This window comes from Ramlibacter cellulosilyticus (assembly GCF_014297465.1).
GTDB lineage: Bacteria > Pseudomonadota > Gammaproteobacteria > Burkholderiales > Burkholderiaceae_C > Ramlibacter > Ramlibacter cellulosilyticus.
On sequence record NZ_JACORT010000001.1, the window covers coordinates 1164765 to 1181414 of the forward strand.

16 protein-coding genes are annotated in these 16650 nt (G+C 69.2%); 7 read left to right on the plus strand and 9 right to left on the minus strand.

Going from position 1 to position 16650, the window contains the following annotated elements; translation table 11 throughout:
• The first annotated feature begins 99 nt into the window (after positions 1 to 99).
• Both H8N03_RS05840 and H8N03_RS05845 read left to right on the plus strand, forming a co-directional pair.
• Positions 100 to 1518, plus strand: a complete 1419-nt coding sequence (locus H8N03_RS05840) for a circularly permuted type 2 ATP-grasp protein (protein WP_435531655.1) — start codon at positions 100 to 102, stop codon at positions 1516 to 1518.
• A gap of 17 nt (positions 1519 to 1535) precedes the next feature.
• The gene (locus tag H8N03_RS05845) at positions 1536 to 2489 is read left to right on the plus strand and encodes an alpha-E domain-containing protein (RefSeq protein ID WP_187075154.1); all 954 of its coding nucleotides are present in this window, start codon (positions 1536 to 1538) and stop codon (positions 2487 to 2489) included.
• Positions 2490 to 2498: 9 nt separating this feature from the next.
• On the opposite strand, the gene H8N03_RS05850 is transcribed toward H8N03_RS05845, so the two are convergent.
• From H8N03_RS05850 to H8N03_RS05875, 6 genes are all read right to left on the minus strand, one after another.
• Entirely contained in the window at positions 2499 to 2879 is a 381-nt protein-coding gene (locus H8N03_RS05850) for a SpoIIAA family protein (protein WP_187075155.1), read from the minus strand.
• A 135-nt stretch (positions 2880 to 3014) separates the two neighbouring features.
• On the minus strand, positions 3015 to 3641 hold the full coding sequence (locus H8N03_RS05855) for an HD domain-containing protein (RefSeq protein WP_354005077.1): 627 nt from the start codon (positions 3639 to 3641) through the stop codon (positions 3015 to 3017).
• Positions 3638 to 4723, minus strand: a complete 1086-nt coding sequence (mltB, locus tag H8N03_RS05860; protein WP_187075156.1) for a lytic murein transglycosylase B — start codon at positions 4721 to 4723, stop codon at positions 3638 to 3640. The genes H8N03_RS05855 and mltB overlap by 4 nt, the downstream gene beginning before the upstream one ends.
• Complete coding sequence (locus H8N03_RS05865) at positions 4708 to 6729, minus strand: transglutaminase TgpA family protein (protein WP_187075157.1); 2022 nt, start codon at positions 6727 to 6729, stop codon at positions 4708 to 4710. Before H8N03_RS05865 ends, mltB begins: the two co-directional genes overlap by 16 nt.
• Entirely contained in the window at positions 6723 to 7700 is a 978-nt protein-coding gene (locus tag H8N03_RS05870) for a DUF58 domain-containing protein (RefSeq protein ID WP_354005078.1), read from the minus strand. Before H8N03_RS05870 ends, H8N03_RS05865 begins: the two co-directional genes overlap by 7 nt.
• A gap of 7 nt (positions 7701 to 7707) precedes the next feature.
• Complete coding sequence (locus H8N03_RS05875) at positions 7708 to 8628, minus strand: AAA family ATPase (protein ID WP_187075159.1); 921 nt, start codon at positions 8626 to 8628, stop codon at positions 7708 to 7710.
• 44 nt (positions 8629 to 8672) lie between these two features.
• Here H8N03_RS05875 and H8N03_RS05880 point away from each other — a divergent pair, with 44 nt between their 5' ends.
• From H8N03_RS05880 to H8N03_RS05890, 3 genes are read left to right on the plus strand one after another with little or no spacing between them, the layout of a single operon-like run.
• The gene (locus H8N03_RS05880) at positions 8673 to 9626 is read left to right on the plus strand and encodes a histone deacetylase family protein (protein ID WP_187075160.1); all 954 of its coding nucleotides are present in this window, start codon (positions 8673 to 8675) and stop codon (positions 9624 to 9626) included.
• 30 nt (positions 9627 to 9656) lie between these two features.
• Complete coding sequence (locus H8N03_RS05885; protein ID WP_187075161.1) at positions 9657 to 10433, plus strand: enoyl-CoA hydratase; 777 nt, start codon at positions 9657 to 9659, stop codon at positions 10431 to 10433.
• A gap of 7 nt (positions 10434 to 10440) precedes the next feature.
• Positions 10441 to 11718 carry a mechanosensitive ion channel family protein gene (locus H8N03_RS05890; protein WP_187075162.1) on the plus strand — a complete coding sequence of 426 codons (1278 nt, stop codon included), beginning with the start codon at positions 10441 to 10443 and terminating at the stop codon, positions 11716 to 11718.
• On the opposite strand, the gene H8N03_RS05895 is transcribed toward H8N03_RS05890, so the two are convergent.
• From H8N03_RS05895 to H8N03_RS05905, 3 genes are read right to left on the minus strand one after another with little or no spacing between them, the layout of a single operon-like run.
• Positions 11687 to 12979: a TRAP transporter large permease gene (locus tag H8N03_RS05895; RefSeq protein WP_187075163.1), complete on the minus strand. Its 1293-nt coding sequence runs from the start codon at positions 12977 to 12979 to the stop codon at positions 11687 to 11689. The two genes, H8N03_RS05890 and H8N03_RS05895, sit on opposite strands and share 32 nt — an antisense overlap.
• Positions 12976 to 13461, minus strand: a complete 486-nt coding sequence (locus tag H8N03_RS05900) for a TRAP transporter small permease (RefSeq protein ID WP_255428039.1) — start codon at positions 13459 to 13461, stop codon at positions 12976 to 12978. The genes H8N03_RS05895 and H8N03_RS05900 overlap by 4 nt, the downstream gene beginning before the upstream one ends.
• 2 nt (positions 13462 to 13463) lie before the next feature.
• Positions 13464 to 14480, minus strand: coding sequence for a TRAP transporter substrate-binding protein (locus tag H8N03_RS05905; RefSeq protein WP_187075164.1), 1017 nt, complete (start codon positions 14478 to 14480; stop codon positions 13464 to 13466).
• Between the two features lie 288 nt (positions 14481 to 14768).
• Here H8N03_RS05905 and H8N03_RS05910 point away from each other — a divergent pair, with 288 nt between their 5' ends.
• Positions 14769 to 15518 (plus strand): electron transfer flavoprotein subunit beta/FixA family protein, encoded by a 750-nt coding sequence (locus H8N03_RS05910; protein ID WP_187075165.1) that lies wholly within the window; start codon positions 14769 to 14771, stop codon positions 15516 to 15518.
• A gap of 156 nt (positions 15519 to 15674) precedes the next feature.
• Positions 15675 to 16607, plus strand: coding sequence for an electron transfer flavoprotein subunit alpha/FixB family protein (locus H8N03_RS05915; protein ID WP_187075166.1), 933 nt, complete (start codon positions 15675 to 15677; stop codon positions 16605 to 16607).
• Positions 16608 to 16650 lie beyond the last annotated feature (43 nt).

Sequence of the window (16650 nt, forward strand, 5' to 3'; positions counted from 1 at the left end):
CGGACAGGAAACGCATCCACCATGCACAAATTCGACGAGATGTTCGCCCAGGTCCAGGACAGCGGGCCGCTCCAGTTCCAGGGCCAGTCGTTGGGTGGGATGACGCAGGTGCAGGTGCAGGGCGTGCGCGACCATTACCGCACCTACGCGGAATGGCTGGGACGCCAGCCGCAGGAGATCATGCGCTCGCGCCGCGAAGAGGCCGAGATGATCTTCCGCAAGGTGGGCATCACCTTCGCCGTCTACGGCGCCAAGGACGAGGACGGCAGCGGCACCGAGCGCCTGATCCCCTTCGACCTGATCCCGCGCATCATCCCCGCCGCCGAATGGCGCCGCATGGAGCAGGGCCTGGTGCAGCGCGTCACGGCGCTGAACCGCTTCATCCACGACGTCTACCACGAGCAGGAGATCGTCAAGGCGGGCATCCTGCCCATGGAGCAGATCCGGGGCAACGCGCAGTTCCGTCCCGAGATGATGGGCGTGAACGTCCCGAACAACATCTATTCGCACATCGCCGGCGTCGACATCGTGCGGGCGCCGAACGCGCAGGGCGAGGGCGAGTACTACGTGCTGGAGGACAACCTGCGCGTGCCCAGCGGCGTGAGCTACATGCTGGAAGACCGCAAGATGATGATGCGGCTCTTCCCGGACCTGTTCAGCGCCTACCAGGTCGCCCCGGTCATGCACTACCCGGACCTGCTGCTGGAGACGCTGCGCGCCTCCGCGCCGTCCACGACCGACGACCCCACCGTGGTCGTGCTCACCCCGGGCATGTACAACAGCGCCTATTTCGAGCACGCCTTCCTCGCGCAGCAGATGGGCGTGGAGCTGGTGGAGGGGCAGGACCTCTTCGTGCGCGACAACTTCGTCTACATGCGCACCACGCGTGGCCCGCGCCGCGTGGACGTGATCTACCGCCGGGTCGACGACGACTTCCTCGACCCGCTCGCCTTCCGGCCGAACTCCACGCTCGGCTGCGCCGGCCTGCTGAACGTCTACCGCGCCGGCAACGTCACGCTGTGCAACGCCATCGGCACGGGCGTGGCCGACGACAAGTCGATCTATCCCTTCGTGCCGCAGATGATCGAGTTCTACCTGGGCGAGAAGCCGATCCTCTCCAACGTGCCCACCTACATGTGCCGCAACCCCGAGGACCTGAAGTACGTCCTGGCGAACCTGCAGGACCTCGTGGTCAAGGAGGTGCACGGCGCCGGCGGCTACGGCATGCTGGTGGGGCCCACGGCGTCGAAGGAGGAGATCGAGCAGTTCCGCCAGGTGCTGCAGGCGAAGCCCGAGGGCTACATCGCGCAGCCCACGCTCTCGCTGTCCAGCTGCCCGACCTTCGTCGACAAGGGCATCGCCCCGCGCCACATCGACCTGCGGCCCTTCGTCCTCTCCGGCAAGGAGGTGCAGATGGTGCCGGGCGGCCTGACCCGCGTGGCGCTCAAGGAAGGCTCGCTCGTCGTGAACTCCTCCCAGGGCGGCGGCACGAAAGACACCTGGATCCTCGAAATCTGACGGAGAAGAACAAGAACATGCTGTCACGCACCGCCGATCACCTGTTCTGGATGGCGCGCTACACCGAGCGCGCCGAGAACACCGCCCGCATGCTGGACGTCAATTACCAGACGTCCCTGCTGCCGCAGTCCGCGGCGGTGTCGAAGGTCGGTTGGCAGGGCATGCTGTCGATCAGCGAGCTGATGCCGGCGTACCAGGCCAAGCACGGCGACATCGAGCCGCAGAAGGTGATGCACTTCATGGTGAAGGACGAGACCAATGCCTCGTCCATCCTGTCGTGCCTGCGGGCCGCCCGCGAGAACGCGCGGGCCGTGCGCGGGTCGCTCACCACCGAGGTGTGGGAGACGCAGAACCAGACCTGGCTGGAACTCAACCGCATGCTGCGCGCCGGCGAGTACGAACGCGACCCCGGCCAGTTCTTCGAGTGGGTGAAGTTCCGCTCGCACCTCTCGCGCGGCGTCACCGTCGGCACCATGCTGATGGACGAGGCGCTGCACTTCATGCGCCTGGGCACCTTCCTCGAGCGCGCCGACAACACGGCGCGGCTCGTCGACGTGAAGTTCCACGCCGTGCAGAGCGACTTCTTCGGCGCCGCCAGCGAGAAGGACCAGGAGTACGACTTCTACCACTGGAGCGCGATCCTGCGCTCCGTCTCCGGCTTCGAGATCTACCGCAAGGTCTACCGCGACGTGATCAAGCCCGAACGCGTGGCCGACCTGCTGATCCTGCGCCCCGACATGCCGCGCTCGCTGCACGCGAGCCTGAACGAGGTGGTGGCCAACCTGGCGATGGTGGCCAACGACCAGTCGGCCGAGACGCAGCGCCGCGCCGGCCGGCTGCGCGCGGAGCTGCAGTACGGCAACATCGAAGAGATCCTCGCCAATGGCCTGCACGCCTTCCTCACGCAGTTCCTCGACCGCGTGAACGACCTCGGCGTGCGCATCAGCCGCGACTTCCTCATCCCGACCTAGGGAGCCTGCCTAGTCCGCCAGGTCGGCGACGAGCCAGGCCACCGCGGCGCGCTCGTCGCCGAACACCCGCACGTTGGTGCCGTTGCGCCGCGCCGCCTTCTCGCTCACGCGCGTGACGCGCTCCGGTGGCACCAGCGAGGCGATGCGGTCCATGTGCGACAGGCTCGCGGCCGCCTCTTCGCCGATGCGGAACTGCTCCGGGCGGGTGAAGGGCGTCGTCACCCCCCGCAGGTCCACCAGCACCTTGGCCTCCTGCCAGGTCTCGCTTTCCACGCCCAGGAGGTGGATCATGGACAGGAGCTCGTCGAGCGCGGGCGCGCCGGACACCGTCACGCGCATGAAGTGCCGCAGGGCGTCGATGGTGACGTCGAAGTTCATGGCGGATTGCATGGCACATTCAATGTGCCAGAGGGACCCCCATTCGTGCAGGTGCGGATGTCACGCTCGCCCCGCCCTGCACCACCGTGTTACGGAAGTAACTCCCGGCGCGTGGAGTTCACCACGCGCGCACACACGGGCGTCGGATCAGGCCTGCAAGGCGGCGAGGGATTCGCGCAGGTTGGCCCGCGCACGCTGTTCCAGCGCGTCGTGGAAGGGCGCGGTGGCATAGAGGCGCGGCCGTTCGAGGAAGCGCGCCAGCACGCGGGCGCGGCCCGTTCGCCAGTCCGCTTCGCCCACGTGCGCATACTCGGCGCGCACCTGCCGCTCGTATTCGGCGAAGCGGTTGGGGCTGGCACCCAGGATCGCGAGGTCGATGTCCAGCAGGAGCTGGGTGTCCGCGTCGTCCGCCGGCGCCTCGTGCTTCGCCGTCGCGAGCACCAGGGCTGCAACGCGGTCCGCCACGGCCGCGTCGCAGCCCGCGGCGAGCACGCCGTCGCGGGCCCATGCCGCGCTGCGTTCCTCGTTGTCGCGCCGTTGCGGGTCGTACACCGCGTCGTGGAACCACAGCGCGAGCTCCACCTCCTCCGGCCGGCGCGCGAGGCCTGCCGCGGCTTCCCAGTGGGCGAGGCACTCGCGCAGGTGCTGCAGCGTGTGGTAGTGCCGCTGCGGTTCGCCGTACGCGCGCACCAGCTGGTTCATCAGCCCGCCGGAGATGGCCTGCGCGCCGAGCGCCTCCCACATGCGGCGCCATTCCTGTGCGTCGAGGATCACCGGTTGCTCGCGGACACCCGGCCCAGCGCCTCCTTCACCTCGCGACCGAGCTCGATCACGGCCATCGCGTAGTAGCTGGACCAGTTGTAGCGCGTGATCACGTAGAAGTTTTCCGTCCCGGCGACGTAGGCGGGCGCGTCGCCGCCGTTCTGCAGTTCGACCAGGGCGAGCGGTCCCTTGTGCTCCAGCGCCGGGCCTTCGACCACCGCGCCCAGTTCCTGGAAGCGGGCGACGTTGAACGTCGGAAGGATGTCGGGCGCGAGCAGCGCTTCCATGTCGACCTTCGCCGGATCGAAACGCACGGGGTAGTGCGTGGGCATCCCGGTGACCCACCCGTAGCCCTTGAAGTAGTTGGCGACCGAGCCGATCGCGTCGTCCGTGCTGCGCGCGAGGTCCACGTTCTTGTCGCCGTCGTAGTCGACGCCCCAGCGCGCCAGGCTGCTGGGCATGAACTGCGGCATGCCCCAGGCGCCGGCATAGCTGCCGCGCGGCGCGAGCGGGTTGCTGCGGGCCGTCTCGTGGTACGCGAGGAACTGTTCCAGCTCGCCGCGGAAGTACTTCGTGCGCTCCGCCGCGCGCGGGTGGCTTTCGGGGAAGTCGAAGGCGAGCGTCGCCAGGGCATCGAGGATGCGGAAGTCGCCCATCTGCTGCCCGTAGATGGTCTCCACGCCGATGATGCCCACGATGATCTCGGCGGGCACGCCGAACTCCTGCTCCGCGCGCTCGAGGGTGGAGCGGTTCTCCCGCCAGAAGCGCACGCCGGCGGCGATGCGGATCGGGTCGATGAAGCGGCCGCGGTAGGCGTTCCAGTTCTTGGGCTGGCCCGCGGGCGGCGGCTGCATCAGCCGGCTCACCACCGAGAGGTTCTGCGCCTGCCCCACCATGCGCTTCACCCACGCCGGGTCGAGGTTGCGTCGCGCGGCCAGGTCCTCGGCGAAGGCCATCGCGTCCTCGCGCGTGGCGTAGGCGGGGCCCGTGCGCTGCACGGGGGGCTTCGCGCGGGGCGCGGCTTCGGCGGTCGAGGGCCCGGCCGCGAGGGGCAGGGCGAGCAGCAGGGCAGTGAGGATCAGGGTGCTTCGCATCGGGGGGGCCAGGCGATCTGGTGGAACTCGCGCCGCAGCGCCGACAGGCTGACTTCCGGCGTGCGTGCGTACCGCTGGGCTTCCAGCTTCAGCAGCCACTGCGCGAGTGTCCCACCTTCGGCGCCGAAGCGGCGCGTCACCACCTCTGCGATCGCCCTGGGGGGTGCGGTGTTCCCGACTTCGACGCCGGCCCGGCGCAACCGCTTGCGCGCGCGCCCCAGCAGGCGCAGCCAGGGATCGTGCTGCAGGCGGTCCCACCAGCTCCACAGGGCGCCGGCCAGCGCGACGAGGACGACCACCGCCAGCAGCACGCGGCTGAGGTCCTCCCAGCTCGGCGAGCGGAAACCCAGGTTGCGCAGCATGTCGAGCTGGCGGCTCTGCGTGTAGTTGAGCACCCACTGGTTCCAGCCGTTGTTCATCGCGTCCCAGCCGGCGCGCATCGCCGCCCAGAGGTCGGGGCTGACGCGCTGCATGGCGGTGCCGATCACGCCTTGCGGGACCACCAGGCGCTGGAACGAGCCCGTGCGCGCCGGCGCGACGACGGCGGTCGGATCCATGCGCACCCACCCGCGTCCTTCCAGCCAGACCTCCGTCCAGGCATGCGCGTCGGATTGCCGGACGACCCAGTACCCGTCCACCGGGTTCACCTGCCCGCCCTGGTAGCCGGTGACCACGCGGGCGGGGATGTCCAGGGCGCGCATCAGCACCACGAAGGCGGAGGCGATGTGCTCGCAGAAGCCTTCCTTGACGTCGAACCAGAACTCGTCGGCCGTGTGCTCGCCGTAGACGCCCGGCGCCAGGGTGTAGCGATAGCCTCCGGTGCGCAGCAGGCGCACCGCGGCCTGCACCAGGGTCGCCGGGCTGGCGCCCGGGTTCTCCTCGCGCAACTTCGCCGCGAGCGCCAGCGTGCGGGGGTTGTAGCCGGCCGGCAGCTGCGTGTATTCCGGCAGCACCAGCGAGCGGCGTGCCGGGCCGTGCCGGAACAGCACGTGGCTTTCGGCGGTGTAGCGCACCAGGTCGACCACGGGCTGCGACACCAGCCACTGCAGGTCGGAGGTCATCACCGTGTCCATGCCCGGCACCTGCGGCGCCCTGGGGGCGGCGTCCAGCGTCAGCAGCCAGGGCCGGTTGTTCGGCTCCAGGGTCACTTCGTAGCGCACCGGGGCGCCGAGCGGCACGAGCTGCGGATCGCCGAGGCGCATGGGCGGGAAGCGCCCGGCCAGGCGCACGAGCGGCCGCCATTCGCGGCCGTCGAAGTCGGCGAACACCGGACCGCGGAAGTACAGGTCGCTCTGCGCCGGCGGCGTGCCTTCGAAGCGCACCCGCAGGGCGACGCTCTCGTCCAGCACCAGTTCCGCCATCGAGCCCACGCGCATCTGGGCGGACAGGCCGCTGCGCCCGCTCATGGCGTCCGAAGGGATGCCCCAGAGCGGCGCGAACCGCGGGAACAGCACGAACAGCACGGCCATCACCGGCGCGCCCAGCAACGTCATCCAGCCGGCCGTGCGGGCGGCCTGCGCGAGCGGCGGCCGCCCCACGGGCATGTGCGCGTTGACGAGTGCGGTGAGCAGGCCCAGCAGCCCCAGCAGCATCGCCGCCGCGACCGCGAGCGACTGCGAGAAGAAGAAGTTCGTGAGCATCGTGAAGAAGCCCAGGAAGAAGATGACGAAGGCATCGCGCTTCGCCCGCAGTTCCAGGGTCTTCAGGGCCAGCAGGCACACGATCAGCGTCACCCCCGCGTCGCGTCCCAGCAGCGTGCGGTGCGTGGCCCAGGTCGCGAACAGGCTGACGCCCACGAGCACGACGAGCCAGGTGCGCGCCGGCAGCGGCGCCGCCTGCACGGCGAGCCGCGCGCGCCATCCCAGGACCACAGCGACCAGCAGCGAGACCCACCAGGGCAGGTGCGACACGTGCGGCAGCGTCACCCAGGCGATGACGGCGAGCAGGAACAGCGTGTCGCGCGCGTCGCGCGGCAGCGTGGCGAGGCGTTGGGGCAGGTTCAGCACAGCGCGAGTGCCTCCAGGCAGCGGCGCTTGTGCGCCTCGCCCGCGCCGGGGGCGACCTGCAGGCCGGGCAGCCGCAGCCCGTAGTCCTGGCCCAGGCGGTCGGCCTGCAGCACCCAGGCGGCCAGGCGGGAGAGGCGGGCTTCGCGGTCGGCGACGCCGCACTGCTGGTCATCGAGCCACAGCTCCATCCGCTGCGCCTGCAGGGTGTCGCGGCTCACCAGCTCGTCGCTCTTGGCGACCTTCTTCCACACGACCAGCTTGAGCGGGTCGCCGCGGCGGTAGGCGCGCACGCCTTCGAACTCCCCGCTGTTCTGCGCGCGCAGTACCGCGGCACCGCCGCCGCGCGGCTCGCCCGGGGGCAGCGGCGGCGGCTGCAGCTCCGGCGCGGGATAGACCAGCACCTGGGCCGCGGGGCGCCAGACCGTCCACACCCGGAAGGTGCCGAGCGGGAAGCGCGTCTCCGCCGTGAGCGGCGGCACGCGGTGCAGGCCGCGCCGTTCCGGACGGAACGCCACCTGCACCGTGCACGAGCCCTGCGCGGGGACGTCCGTCCAGCTCCAGTGGTCCTCGTGGGTCGTGTCGAGCACCGCCAGGCCGATGCCGTAGCGCACGCTCTTGCGCGTGTTGCCGAGGACGACGGACAGCGGTGCGCTGGCGCCGGCGAACTGCGGCGCGGGCGGCATGAGGGCGAGCGTGAGCCCGCGCAGCGTCGCGTGGCACACGTGCATGCCCACGACCGCGCAGCCCGCGAGCAGGAAGGTGAGGAGGTAGCCCAGATTGAGCTGGTAGTTGATGGAGCCCACCAGCAGCACGAGCAGCGTCGCCCCGAGCATGAAGCCGGGACGCGTCGGCAGGATGTACACGTTGCGCTGCGTCAGCGTCATCGTGTCGGTGAGCGGCAGGCGCGCCTGCCACCACTGGCGGAAGCGGCGGCGGACGTACCCCACGGGGTGCAGGACGGCGGTGTTCACGGCAGCCTCAGGGCAAGGGCACCGCCTCCACCATGGCGCGGACCTGTTCGACCGGGCCACGTCCCGCATCGCCCACCGGCACCAGCCGGTGCGCCACGGTCTGCGGGAAGACGGCCTGCACGTCGTCGGGCGCCACGTAGTCGCGGCCGGACAACAGCGCCTGCGCCTTGGCGGCGCGGATCACCGCGATGCCCGCGCGGGGGCTCAGGCCCTGCAGGAACCAGCGGCCCGAACGCGTCGCGGCGACGAGGTCCTGCACGTAATCGAGCAGCGGCTCCGCCGCGTGGACCCGCAGCACGTCCTGCTGCAGCGCCTGCAGCTCGATCGGCGACAGGGTGTTGCCCAGGTGCTCCACCATGTCGCGCCGGTCGGCGCCGGAGAAGAGCGCGCGCTCCGCGGCGCGGTCCGGGTAGCCGAGCGAGATGCGCATGAGGAAGCGGTCCAGCTGCGACTCGGGCAGGGCGAAGGTGCCGAGCTGGTCGTGCGGGTTCTGCGTGGCGATCACGAAGAAGGGCGAGGGCAGCGCGCGGGTCTCGCCTTCGACGGTGACCTGCTTTTCCTCCATCGCTTCCAGCAGGGCGCTCTGCGTCTTGGGGCTGGCCCGGTTGATCTCGTCGGCCAGCAGCACCTGCGCGAAGATCGGTCCCGGGTGGAACACGAAGCCCTCCTTGCCGCGGTCGTAGATGGAGACGCCCGAGAGGTCGCTGGGCATCAGGTCCGCCGTGAACTGCACCCGCGAGAACTGCAGGCCGAAGGCCCGGGCGAGGGCATGCGCGAGGGTCGTCTTGCCGACGCCCGGAACGTCCTCGATCAGCAGGTGTCCCCCTGCCAGCAGGCAGGCCACGCAATCGCGGACCTGCGCCGGTTTCCCAACGATCACCGTGTTAAGCTGGTCAAGGAGCGTTTTGAGTTTTTGTCGTGCTTCCATGAGGCACGAACATATCCGATATTCAGGCACCGCCGAGGCAGGCCATGGGCAAAACCGGCTATTTCACGCACCCGGACTGCAGGAGACACGACATGGGCCGCGGGCACCCGGAGTGTCCGGAGCGGCTCGACGCCATCGAGGACCGGCTGCTCGCCGCGCGCCTGCTGGACGTCGTCGAGCGGCGCGAAGCCCCGCTCGCCAGCACGGACCTGCTCGCCCTCGCGCACGAACGCCTGCACGTCGCCTCGATCATCGGCCTGGCCGAGGAACTGCGCCAGCAGGAAGAGGCCGGCGGCTACGACCACGTGCACATCGACCCCGACACGGCGATGAACCGGCACAGCCTGAACGCTGCCTTGCGTGCCGCCGGCGCAACGTTGGCCGCAACCGACGCGGTCATCGCCGGCGAACTGGAGAACGCCTTCTGCGCGGTGCGCCCGCCCGGCCACCATGCGACGCGCAGCCGCGCCATGGGCTTCTGCATCTTCAACCAGGTGGCGGTGGCCGCGCGCTATGCGCTGGAGCACCACGGCCTGAAGCGCGTCGCGGTGGTGGACTTCGACGTGCACCACGGCAATGGCACCGAGGACATCCTCTCCGGCGACGAGCGCGTGCTGATGGTGGGGATCTTCCAGCACCCCTTCTATCCCTACAGCGGCTTCGGCGCGCATGCGGACAACATGGTGAACCTGCCCATCCCGGCGTACACGAAGGGGCCGGCGATCCGCGAGCAGATCGAGAAGCACTGGTTGCCGCGGCTCGAGGAATTCAGGCCCGAGATGATCTTCGTGAGCGCGGGCTTCGACGCCCACCGCGAGGACGACCTCGGGCAGCTCGGGCTGGTGGAGGCGGACTACGCCTGGATGACGCAGAAGATCATGGACGTGGCGAAGCGGCACGCGAAGGGCCGCATCGTGTCGAGCCTGGAAGGCGGTTACAACCTCGACGCGCTGGGACGCAGCGTCGAGGCGCACCTGCGCGCGCTCGCCGACGTCTGAGAAGAAACGAAGAAAGAGGAGGGTGCTGCCATGGAGCAGCCGCTGATCGAGGCCCGCGACGGGCGTGGCGTAGTCACGCTCACCCTGAACCGGCCCGCGAGCTTCAACGCCCTGAGCGAGGAACTGCTCGCGGCCCTGCAGGCTGCGCTGGACCGGCTGGCCGGCGACGCGTCGCTGCGCGTGCTGGTGCTCGCCGCGGCGGGCAAGGCCTTCTGCGCGGGCCACCACCTGAAGGAAATGATCGCGCAGCCGGAGCTGGCCTACTACCAGCGCCTGTTCGCGCAGTGCAGCCGCATGATGCTGGCGCTGCAGGCGCTGCCGGTGCCCGTGATCGCGCGCGTGCAGGGCATCGCCACCGCGGCGGGCTGCCAGCTGGTCGCGCAATGCGACCTGGCCGTGGCCTCGACGGAAGCCCGCTTCGCGGTGAGCGGGGTGAACTACGGCCTCTTCTGCGCCACGCCCAGCGTGCCCCTGCTGCGCAACATGTCGCCCAAGCAGGCCATGGAGATGCTGGTGACGGGCGACTTCATCTCCGCGCAGGAGGCGCAGGTCCGCGGGCTGGTCAACCACGCCGTGCCGCCGGAGCAGCTGGACGCGGAGGTGGAGCGCCTGGTCCAGGCGATCCTCGCCAAGCCGCGCGAGGCGCTCGCGATGGGCAAGGAGCTGTTCTACCGCCAGCGCGAGATGGGGATCGCGGCCGCGTACCAGCTCGCCGCCCAGACCATGGCGGCCAACATGATGGAGCCGTGCGCGCTGGAAGGCGTGCAGGCCTTCACCGAAAAACGCAAGCCCGGCTGGGCGCAGTAAACGCGGAATGATCGAATTCGACGAACTGATCGGTGCCCTGAGCCACCGGGGCATCGGCTGGGAAACCTTCACCCTCGTGGCCTGCCTGGCCTCGGCCTACGGCATCTGCTGGCTCACCGGCCGCAGGCAGCCGCCGGAATCGGTGCTGTACGGCCGCTACCTGGTCGACGGCCTGCTGTTCCCCCTGGTGGCGCTGGCCCTGACCTACTTCGCGCGCGTGGGGCTCGGCGGCCTGCAGGAGGTGCCGCTGCTGCGCCTGGCGCTTCCGGTGCTCGTGTCGCTGGCGGGCATCCGGCTGCTCGCGCGCGTGTTCACGCTCGTGTTCCCGCGCTCGAAGATGGCGCGCACCATGGAGCGCGTGTTCTCCTGGCTCGCCTGGATCGCCGCGGTGCTGTGGATCATGGGGTTGCTGCCGGCGGTGCTCGCGGAGCTGGAAGGCATCCGCTTCTCCTTCGGCAAGGGCAAGATCAGCCTGCTGTCCATCGTGCAGGGCGCGCTCTCTTCCGGGCTCGTGCTGGTGCTGGCCCTGTGGCTGTCGGCGGCGCTGGAGCGCAAGGTGCTGCGCGACGCGGTCACCGACCTGTCGCTGCGCAAGGTGGCGGTCAACGCGGTGCGCGCGATGCTGCTGGCCGTCGGCTTCCTGTTCGCGCTGTCCGCGGCCGGCGTGGACCTCACCGCGCTGTCGGTGCTGGGTGGCGCGTTCGGCGTGGGCCTGGGCTTCGGCATGCAGAAGCTCGCTGCCAACTACGTGAGCGGCTTCGTGATCCTGGCCGAACGCAGCCTGCGCATCGGCGACATGGTCAAGGTGGACGGCTTCGAGGGCGTCGTGGCGGACATCAAGACGCGCTACACCCTGATCCGGGCCGGCGACGGGCGCGCCTCCGTCGTGCCGAACGAGAAGCTGATCTCGGAGCGGGTGGAGAACCTGTCGATCGCGGATCCCCGCGTGCTGGTCACCACCGACGTCGCCGTCGCCTACGACAGCAATGCGGAACAGGTGCAGGCGCTGCTGGTGGACGCGGCGATGCGCACGCAGCGCGTGCTGGCCGACCCGCCGCCCTCCGCGCGGCTGGTGAGCTTCGGCGCGGACGGGCTGGAATTCCGCCTGTTCTTCTGGATCGACGACCCGCAGAACGGGCAGGTCAACGTGCGCTCGGACGTGAACCTGAAGATCCTGCGCGCCCTGCGCGAGGCGGGCATCGACATCCCGTACCCGCAGCGCGTGCTGCACGTGCCGCGCGGCACGGTGACGCTCAACGCATCAGGGACGGAAGCCACAGGCTGAGCGCCGGGAAGGCGATCAGCACGCCCAGCATCAGCACCATCACGAGCACGAAGGGCCAGCAGCCGCGGAAGATGTTGCCGAGGCCCACGCCGGGCAGCAGCGCATTGAGCACGAACAGGTTCATGCCCACGGGCGGCGAGATCAGGCCGATCTGCACGATCATCACGATCAGCACGCCGAACCACACCGGGTCGAAGCCGAGCGAGGTGACGATGGGGAAGAACAGCGGGATGGTGAGCAGCACCATCGTGAGCTCCTCCATCACCGTGCCCAGCACCACGTAGATCGCCATCATGGCGACCACGATCATCGTGGGGGACAGGCCCAGGTGCGTGATCCAGTCCTTGAGGTCGCCGGGCAGCGTCGTGAAGTTCACGAAGTTGGCGAACAGCGTGGCGGCGATCAGCAGCGTGAACAGCATCGCGGTGGTGCGCGCCGATTCCACCAGCACCTCGTAGAGCGATCGCCACGTCAGCCGCCCGCGCAGCAGCGCGAACAGGAAGGCGCCCGCGGCCCCGAAGCCCGCGCCTTCGGTGGCCGTGAAGAAGCCGCCGTAGATTCCGCCGAGGACCACGAGCACCAGCACCACCACGCCCCAGATGCCGCGCAGCGCGTGCCAGCGCTCCGGCCAGCTGGCGCGCTCGCCGGCCGGGGCGTGCTCGGGATCGCGCGAGGTGATGACCACGATGGCCAGCATCAGCAGCGACGCCGTGAGCAGGCCGGGAATCACGCCGGCGGCGAACAGCTTGCCGATGTTCGTTTCGGTGACGATCCCGTAGATCACCATGATCGTGGAGGGCGGGATCATGATGCCCAGCGTGCCGCCCGCGGCCATGACGCCGGTGGAGAGCGAGTCGCTGTACCCGAGCTTGCGCATGGAGGGGTACGCCACCTTGCTCATGGTGGCAGCCGTCGCAATGGAGGACCCGCAGATCGCGCCGAAGCCCGCGCACGCCGCGACGGTGGCGTGGGCGAGCCCGCCGCGCCGGTGCCCGATGAAGGCGTAGGCCGCCTGGAACAACTCGTGCGCGAGGCCCGCGCGCGCCACGAAGTTGCCCATGAGGATGAACAGCGGGATCACCGACAGCGTGTACGCGAAGCCCGTCTCGTACACGACCTGCGCCGTGCTCGCGAGCGCCGGCTGCCAGCCGCGCGTGAGGCCGATGCCGACGTAGCCCACGAGCCCCATCGCGAAGGCGAGGGGCACGCGCAGGAGCGCCAGCAGGAAGATCGCGCCGAAGCCGAGCAGGGCCGCGGTCACAGGGCGGCCCCTTCGCCCTCGGCGCGCTCGGCCGGCAGCTCGCGCAGGGCGGCCAGGTGCACGAGGCCCGTGAGCCCGCACAGCACGCCCATGCCGTAGATGAAGGGCGCCTTCAGGATCTGCAGCTGCGCGGTGGTCTCACCCGTTTCCAGGAACTGCCCGCCCGTGCGCCACATCAGCCACGCGAGCCCCAGCAGCACGGCCGCGCACAGCAGGTGCACCAGCACCGCCTGCGCACGGCGCACCCAGGCCGGCAGGTAGGGGTCGAGCGAGTCGAACTCCACGTGTTCGCCGCGGCGCGACACCAGGGGGAGCGCGCCGAAGATCACGACCACCATGAGCAGTTCCGTGAGCTCCAGCGAACCCGGGATGCTGTGCGAGGCGAACTTGCGCCCCAGCACGTCGAAGAAGGTGAGGGCCATGATCGCGAACAGCGCGATCCCGGACAGCAGCCCGCACAGCAGGTCCAGCAGCTTGGTCAAGACTACTTCGAGGCCTTGGCGATCTCGGAGCGGAACTCCGCCAGCACCTTGGCCGGGTCGGCCAGGCCCTTCGCCTTGGCCTCCTGCACCCACTTCTGCTCCAGCGCGGAGGTCTTGGACTTCACGTCGGCGACGAACTTCGCGTCGGCCTTCGTGACCTGCACGTTGTTCGCCTGCATGAGGCCGTACGCGCGGCGGTCCACCTTGTCCCAGTTGCGGCCCATGATGCGCGCGGCGACCTCGCCCGACGCGCTGTCCACCGCCTTCCTGCCGGCGGCATCGAGCTTGTCGTAGGTGGCCTGGTTCATCATGAACACGAAGCTGGTGTTGTACAGGCCGCCGGGGAAGGTGGTCGCGTACTTGATGACCTTGTCGATCTTGAAGGATTCGATCGACTCGGCCGGGAACAGCGTGCCGTCCATGACGCCGCCGGAGAGCAGCTCGTACGAGTCGGGCGCGGGCTTGAGCGTCACGTTCATGCCCAGCGTCTTGCTGATCTCGTTGACCATGCCGCCGCCGACGCGCCACTTGAGGCCCTGCAGGTCCTCCAGCTTCGTGACGGGGCGCTTGGTGTTGAACACGATGCCGGGGCCGTGCGTGAAGAAGGCCAGCACGTGCACGCCCTGGTGCTCCTGCACGAAGGCCGGGTACTTCATCGCGACCCTGTTGAAGGCCACGGAGAGCGGTTCGGCCGCGTCGCCCAGGAAGGGGAACTCGGCCATCTGCGTGAGAACGAAGCGGCCGGGCGTGTAGCCGTGCACGGTGAAGGAAACATCCGCGAGGCCGTTCTTCACGGCGTCGTAGGTTCCCGGCGGGTTGGCCACCGCGCGGGGCAGGATGTTGCAGCGGATCTTGCCGGCCGCGTTCTTCTCGACCAGGTCGCACCACTCCTTCTGCGCGACACTGAGGGAGTGCGTGGGCGGCACCCAGCTGGAGACCGTGAGGACGGTCTGGGCGGCAGCGGAGCCGGAGGCCGCGATCGCGGCGACGGCGAACAGGGGGAGAACGGAGCGCTTCATCCAACGAACTCCTGGTTGTGTGAGTGCGGGGGACTGTAAGTCGCAGGCTTAATCCGAACGGTCCTGACTTACCCGCATCGGGGCCGCGCGGGAATGTCAGCCGGATGACACTCGCTTGCAGGGACATGTGCCGCGGGCGTGCAGGCCGACCCTATAATCGCAAAATCGAACGATCGTTCTTTTTTGTGCCCGCCCCCCGGCACGCGGGGGGCAGCAGCCCGTGCGGCACATAGAATTTCGACGTTACGTGCACGTCAATCCTTTCCCCAAAACTCTAGGAGTGCCCCAATGAAGGTCCTGGTCCCGGTCAAGCGGGTGGTGGACTACAACGTGAAGGTCCGCGTCAAGTCGGACAACACGGGTGTGGACATCGCGAACGTCAAGATGAGCATGAATCCCTTCGACGAGATCGCGGTGGAAGAAGCCGTGCGCCTGAAGGAGAAGGGCGTGGCGACCGAAGTGATCGCCGTCTCCTGCGGCGTGCAGCAGTGCCAGGAGACCCTGCGCACGGCGATGGCCATCGGTGCCGATCGCGCCATCCTGGTGCAGACCGACGAGGAGCTGCAGCCGCTGGCCGTGGCCAAGCTGCTGAAGGCGCTGGTCGACAAGGAGCAGCCCGGCCTGGTGATCCTGGGCAAGCAGGCGATCGACGACGACTGCAACCAGACCGGCCAGATGCTGGCGGCGCTGGCCGACCTGCCGCAAGCCACTTTCGCCTCCAAGGTCGAAGTGGCCGATGGCAAGGCGAAGGTCACGCGCGAAGTCGACGGCGGCCTGGAGACGCTGGAAGTCTCGCTTCCCGCGGTGGTCACCACCGACCTGCGCCTGAACGAGCCGCGCTACGTGACGCTGCCCAACATCATGAAGGCGAAGAAGAAGCAGCTGGACACGGTCAAGCCCGAGGACCTGGGCGTGGACGTCAAGCCGCGCCTGAAGACGCTGAAGGTCACCGAGCCCGCCAAGCGCGGCGCCGGCGTGAAGGTGCCCGACGTGGCCACCCTCGTGCAGAAGCTCAAGACCGAAGCGAAGGTCATCTAACAGCCGAATACGGACATCCGAACGCAAAGGGCGCAAAAACTACGCAAAGAACGCAAAAGATTTAAAGGAAAACTTCATAGGTTTTCTTTTGCGTCCTTTGCGAATCCTTTGCGCCCTTTGCGTTCGGATGTCCGCCCCCGACTTCAAGGACACCCCATGACCTCCCTCGTCATCGCTGAACACGACAACGCGTCCATCAAGGCCGCGACCCTGAATACCGTCACCGCTGCGGCTGCCTGCGGCGGCGAAGTGCACGTGCTGGTGGCCGGCGCCAATGCCGCCGAAGCTGCCAAGGCCGCCGCGCAGATCGCCGGCGTGGCCAAGGTGATCCACGCCGACGGCGCGCAGTTCGAGCACGGGCTGGCCGAGAACGTCGCCGCCCAGGTGCTGGCGCTCGCCGGCAACTACTCGCACATCCTGTTCCCGGCCACCGCCGGCGGCAAGAACGTCGCCCCGCGCGTGGCCGCGAAGCTGGACGTCGCGCAGATCTCCGACATCACCAAGGTCGATGCGGCCGATACCTTCGAGCGCCCGATCTACGCCGGCAACGCCATCGCCACCGTGCAGAGCGCCGACCAGGTGAAGGTGATCACGGTGCGCACGACGGCCTTCGATCCCGCTGCTGCCACCGGTGGCAGCGCTTCGGTCGAGAGCGCCAGCGCGCCCGCCGACAGCGGCAAGTCGAAGTTCCTGGGCCAGGAGATCGCCAAGAGCGACCGCCCCGAGCTCACGGCCGCGAAGATCATCGTCTCGGGCGGCCGCGCGATGGGCTCCAGCGAGAAGTTCCACGAAGTGCTGGAGCCGCTCGCCGACAAGCTCGGCGCCGCCATCGGCGCTTCGCGCGCCGCGGTGGACGCGGGCTACGCGCCCAACGACCTGCAAGTCGGCCAGACGGGCAAGATCGTCGCCCCGCAGCTGTACATCGCCTGCGGCATCAGCGGCGCGATCCAGCACCTGGCCGGCATGAAGGACTCCAAGGTGATCGTCGCGATCAACAAGGACCCCGAAGCGCCGATCTTCAGCGTGGCCGACTACGGCCTCGAGGCGGACCTGTTCACGGCCGTGCCGGAGCTGGTGAAGGCGCTGTAAGGCGCCGACAGCTTCTCCCTCCCCCTCTGGGGGAGGGCCGGGG

Excerpts from the sequence above, each read along its gene's own strand:
- H8N03_RS05845 (WP_187075154.1), top strand. The coding sequence starts at position 1,536 with ATGCTGTCACGCACCGCCGATCACCTGTTCTGGATGGCGCGCTACACC.
- H8N03_RS05910 (WP_187075165.1), top strand. The coding sequence starts at position 14,769 with ATGAAGGTCCTGGTCCCGGTCAAGCGGGTGGTGGACTACAACGTGAAG.
- H8N03_RS05905 (WP_187075164.1), bottom strand. The coding sequence starts at position 14,480 with ATGAAGCGCTCCGTTCTCCCCCTGTTCGCCGTCGCCGCGATCGCGGCC.
- H8N03_RS05850 (WP_187075155.1), bottom strand. The coding sequence starts at position 2,879 with ATGCAATCCGCCATGAACTTCGACGTCACCATCGACGCCCTGCGGCAC.
- H8N03_RS05875 (WP_187075159.1), bottom strand. The coding sequence starts at position 8,628 with ATGGAAGCACGACAAAAACTCAAAACGCTCCTTGACCAGCTTAACACG.
- mltB (WP_187075156.1), bottom strand. The coding sequence starts at position 4,723 with ATGCGAAGCACCCTGATCCTCACTGCCCTGCTGCTCGCCCTGCCCCTC.
- H8N03_RS05915 (WP_187075166.1), top strand. The coding sequence starts at position 15,675 with ATGACCTCCCTCGTCATCGCTGAACACGACAACGCGTCCATCAAGGCC.
- H8N03_RS05880 (WP_187075160.1), top strand. The coding sequence starts at position 8,673 with ATGGGCAAAACCGGCTATTTCACGCACCCGGACTGCAGGAGACACGAC.
- H8N03_RS05840 (WP_435531655.1), top strand. The coding sequence starts at position 100 with ATGACGCAGGTGCAGGTGCAGGGCGTGCGCGACCATTACCGCACCTAC.
- H8N03_RS05890 (WP_187075162.1), top strand. The coding sequence starts at position 10,441 with ATGATCGAATTCGACGAACTGATCGGTGCCCTGAGCCACCGGGGCATC.
- H8N03_RS05885 (WP_187075161.1), top strand. The coding sequence starts at position 9,657 with ATGGAGCAGCCGCTGATCGAGGCCCGCGACGGGCGTGGCGTAGTCACG.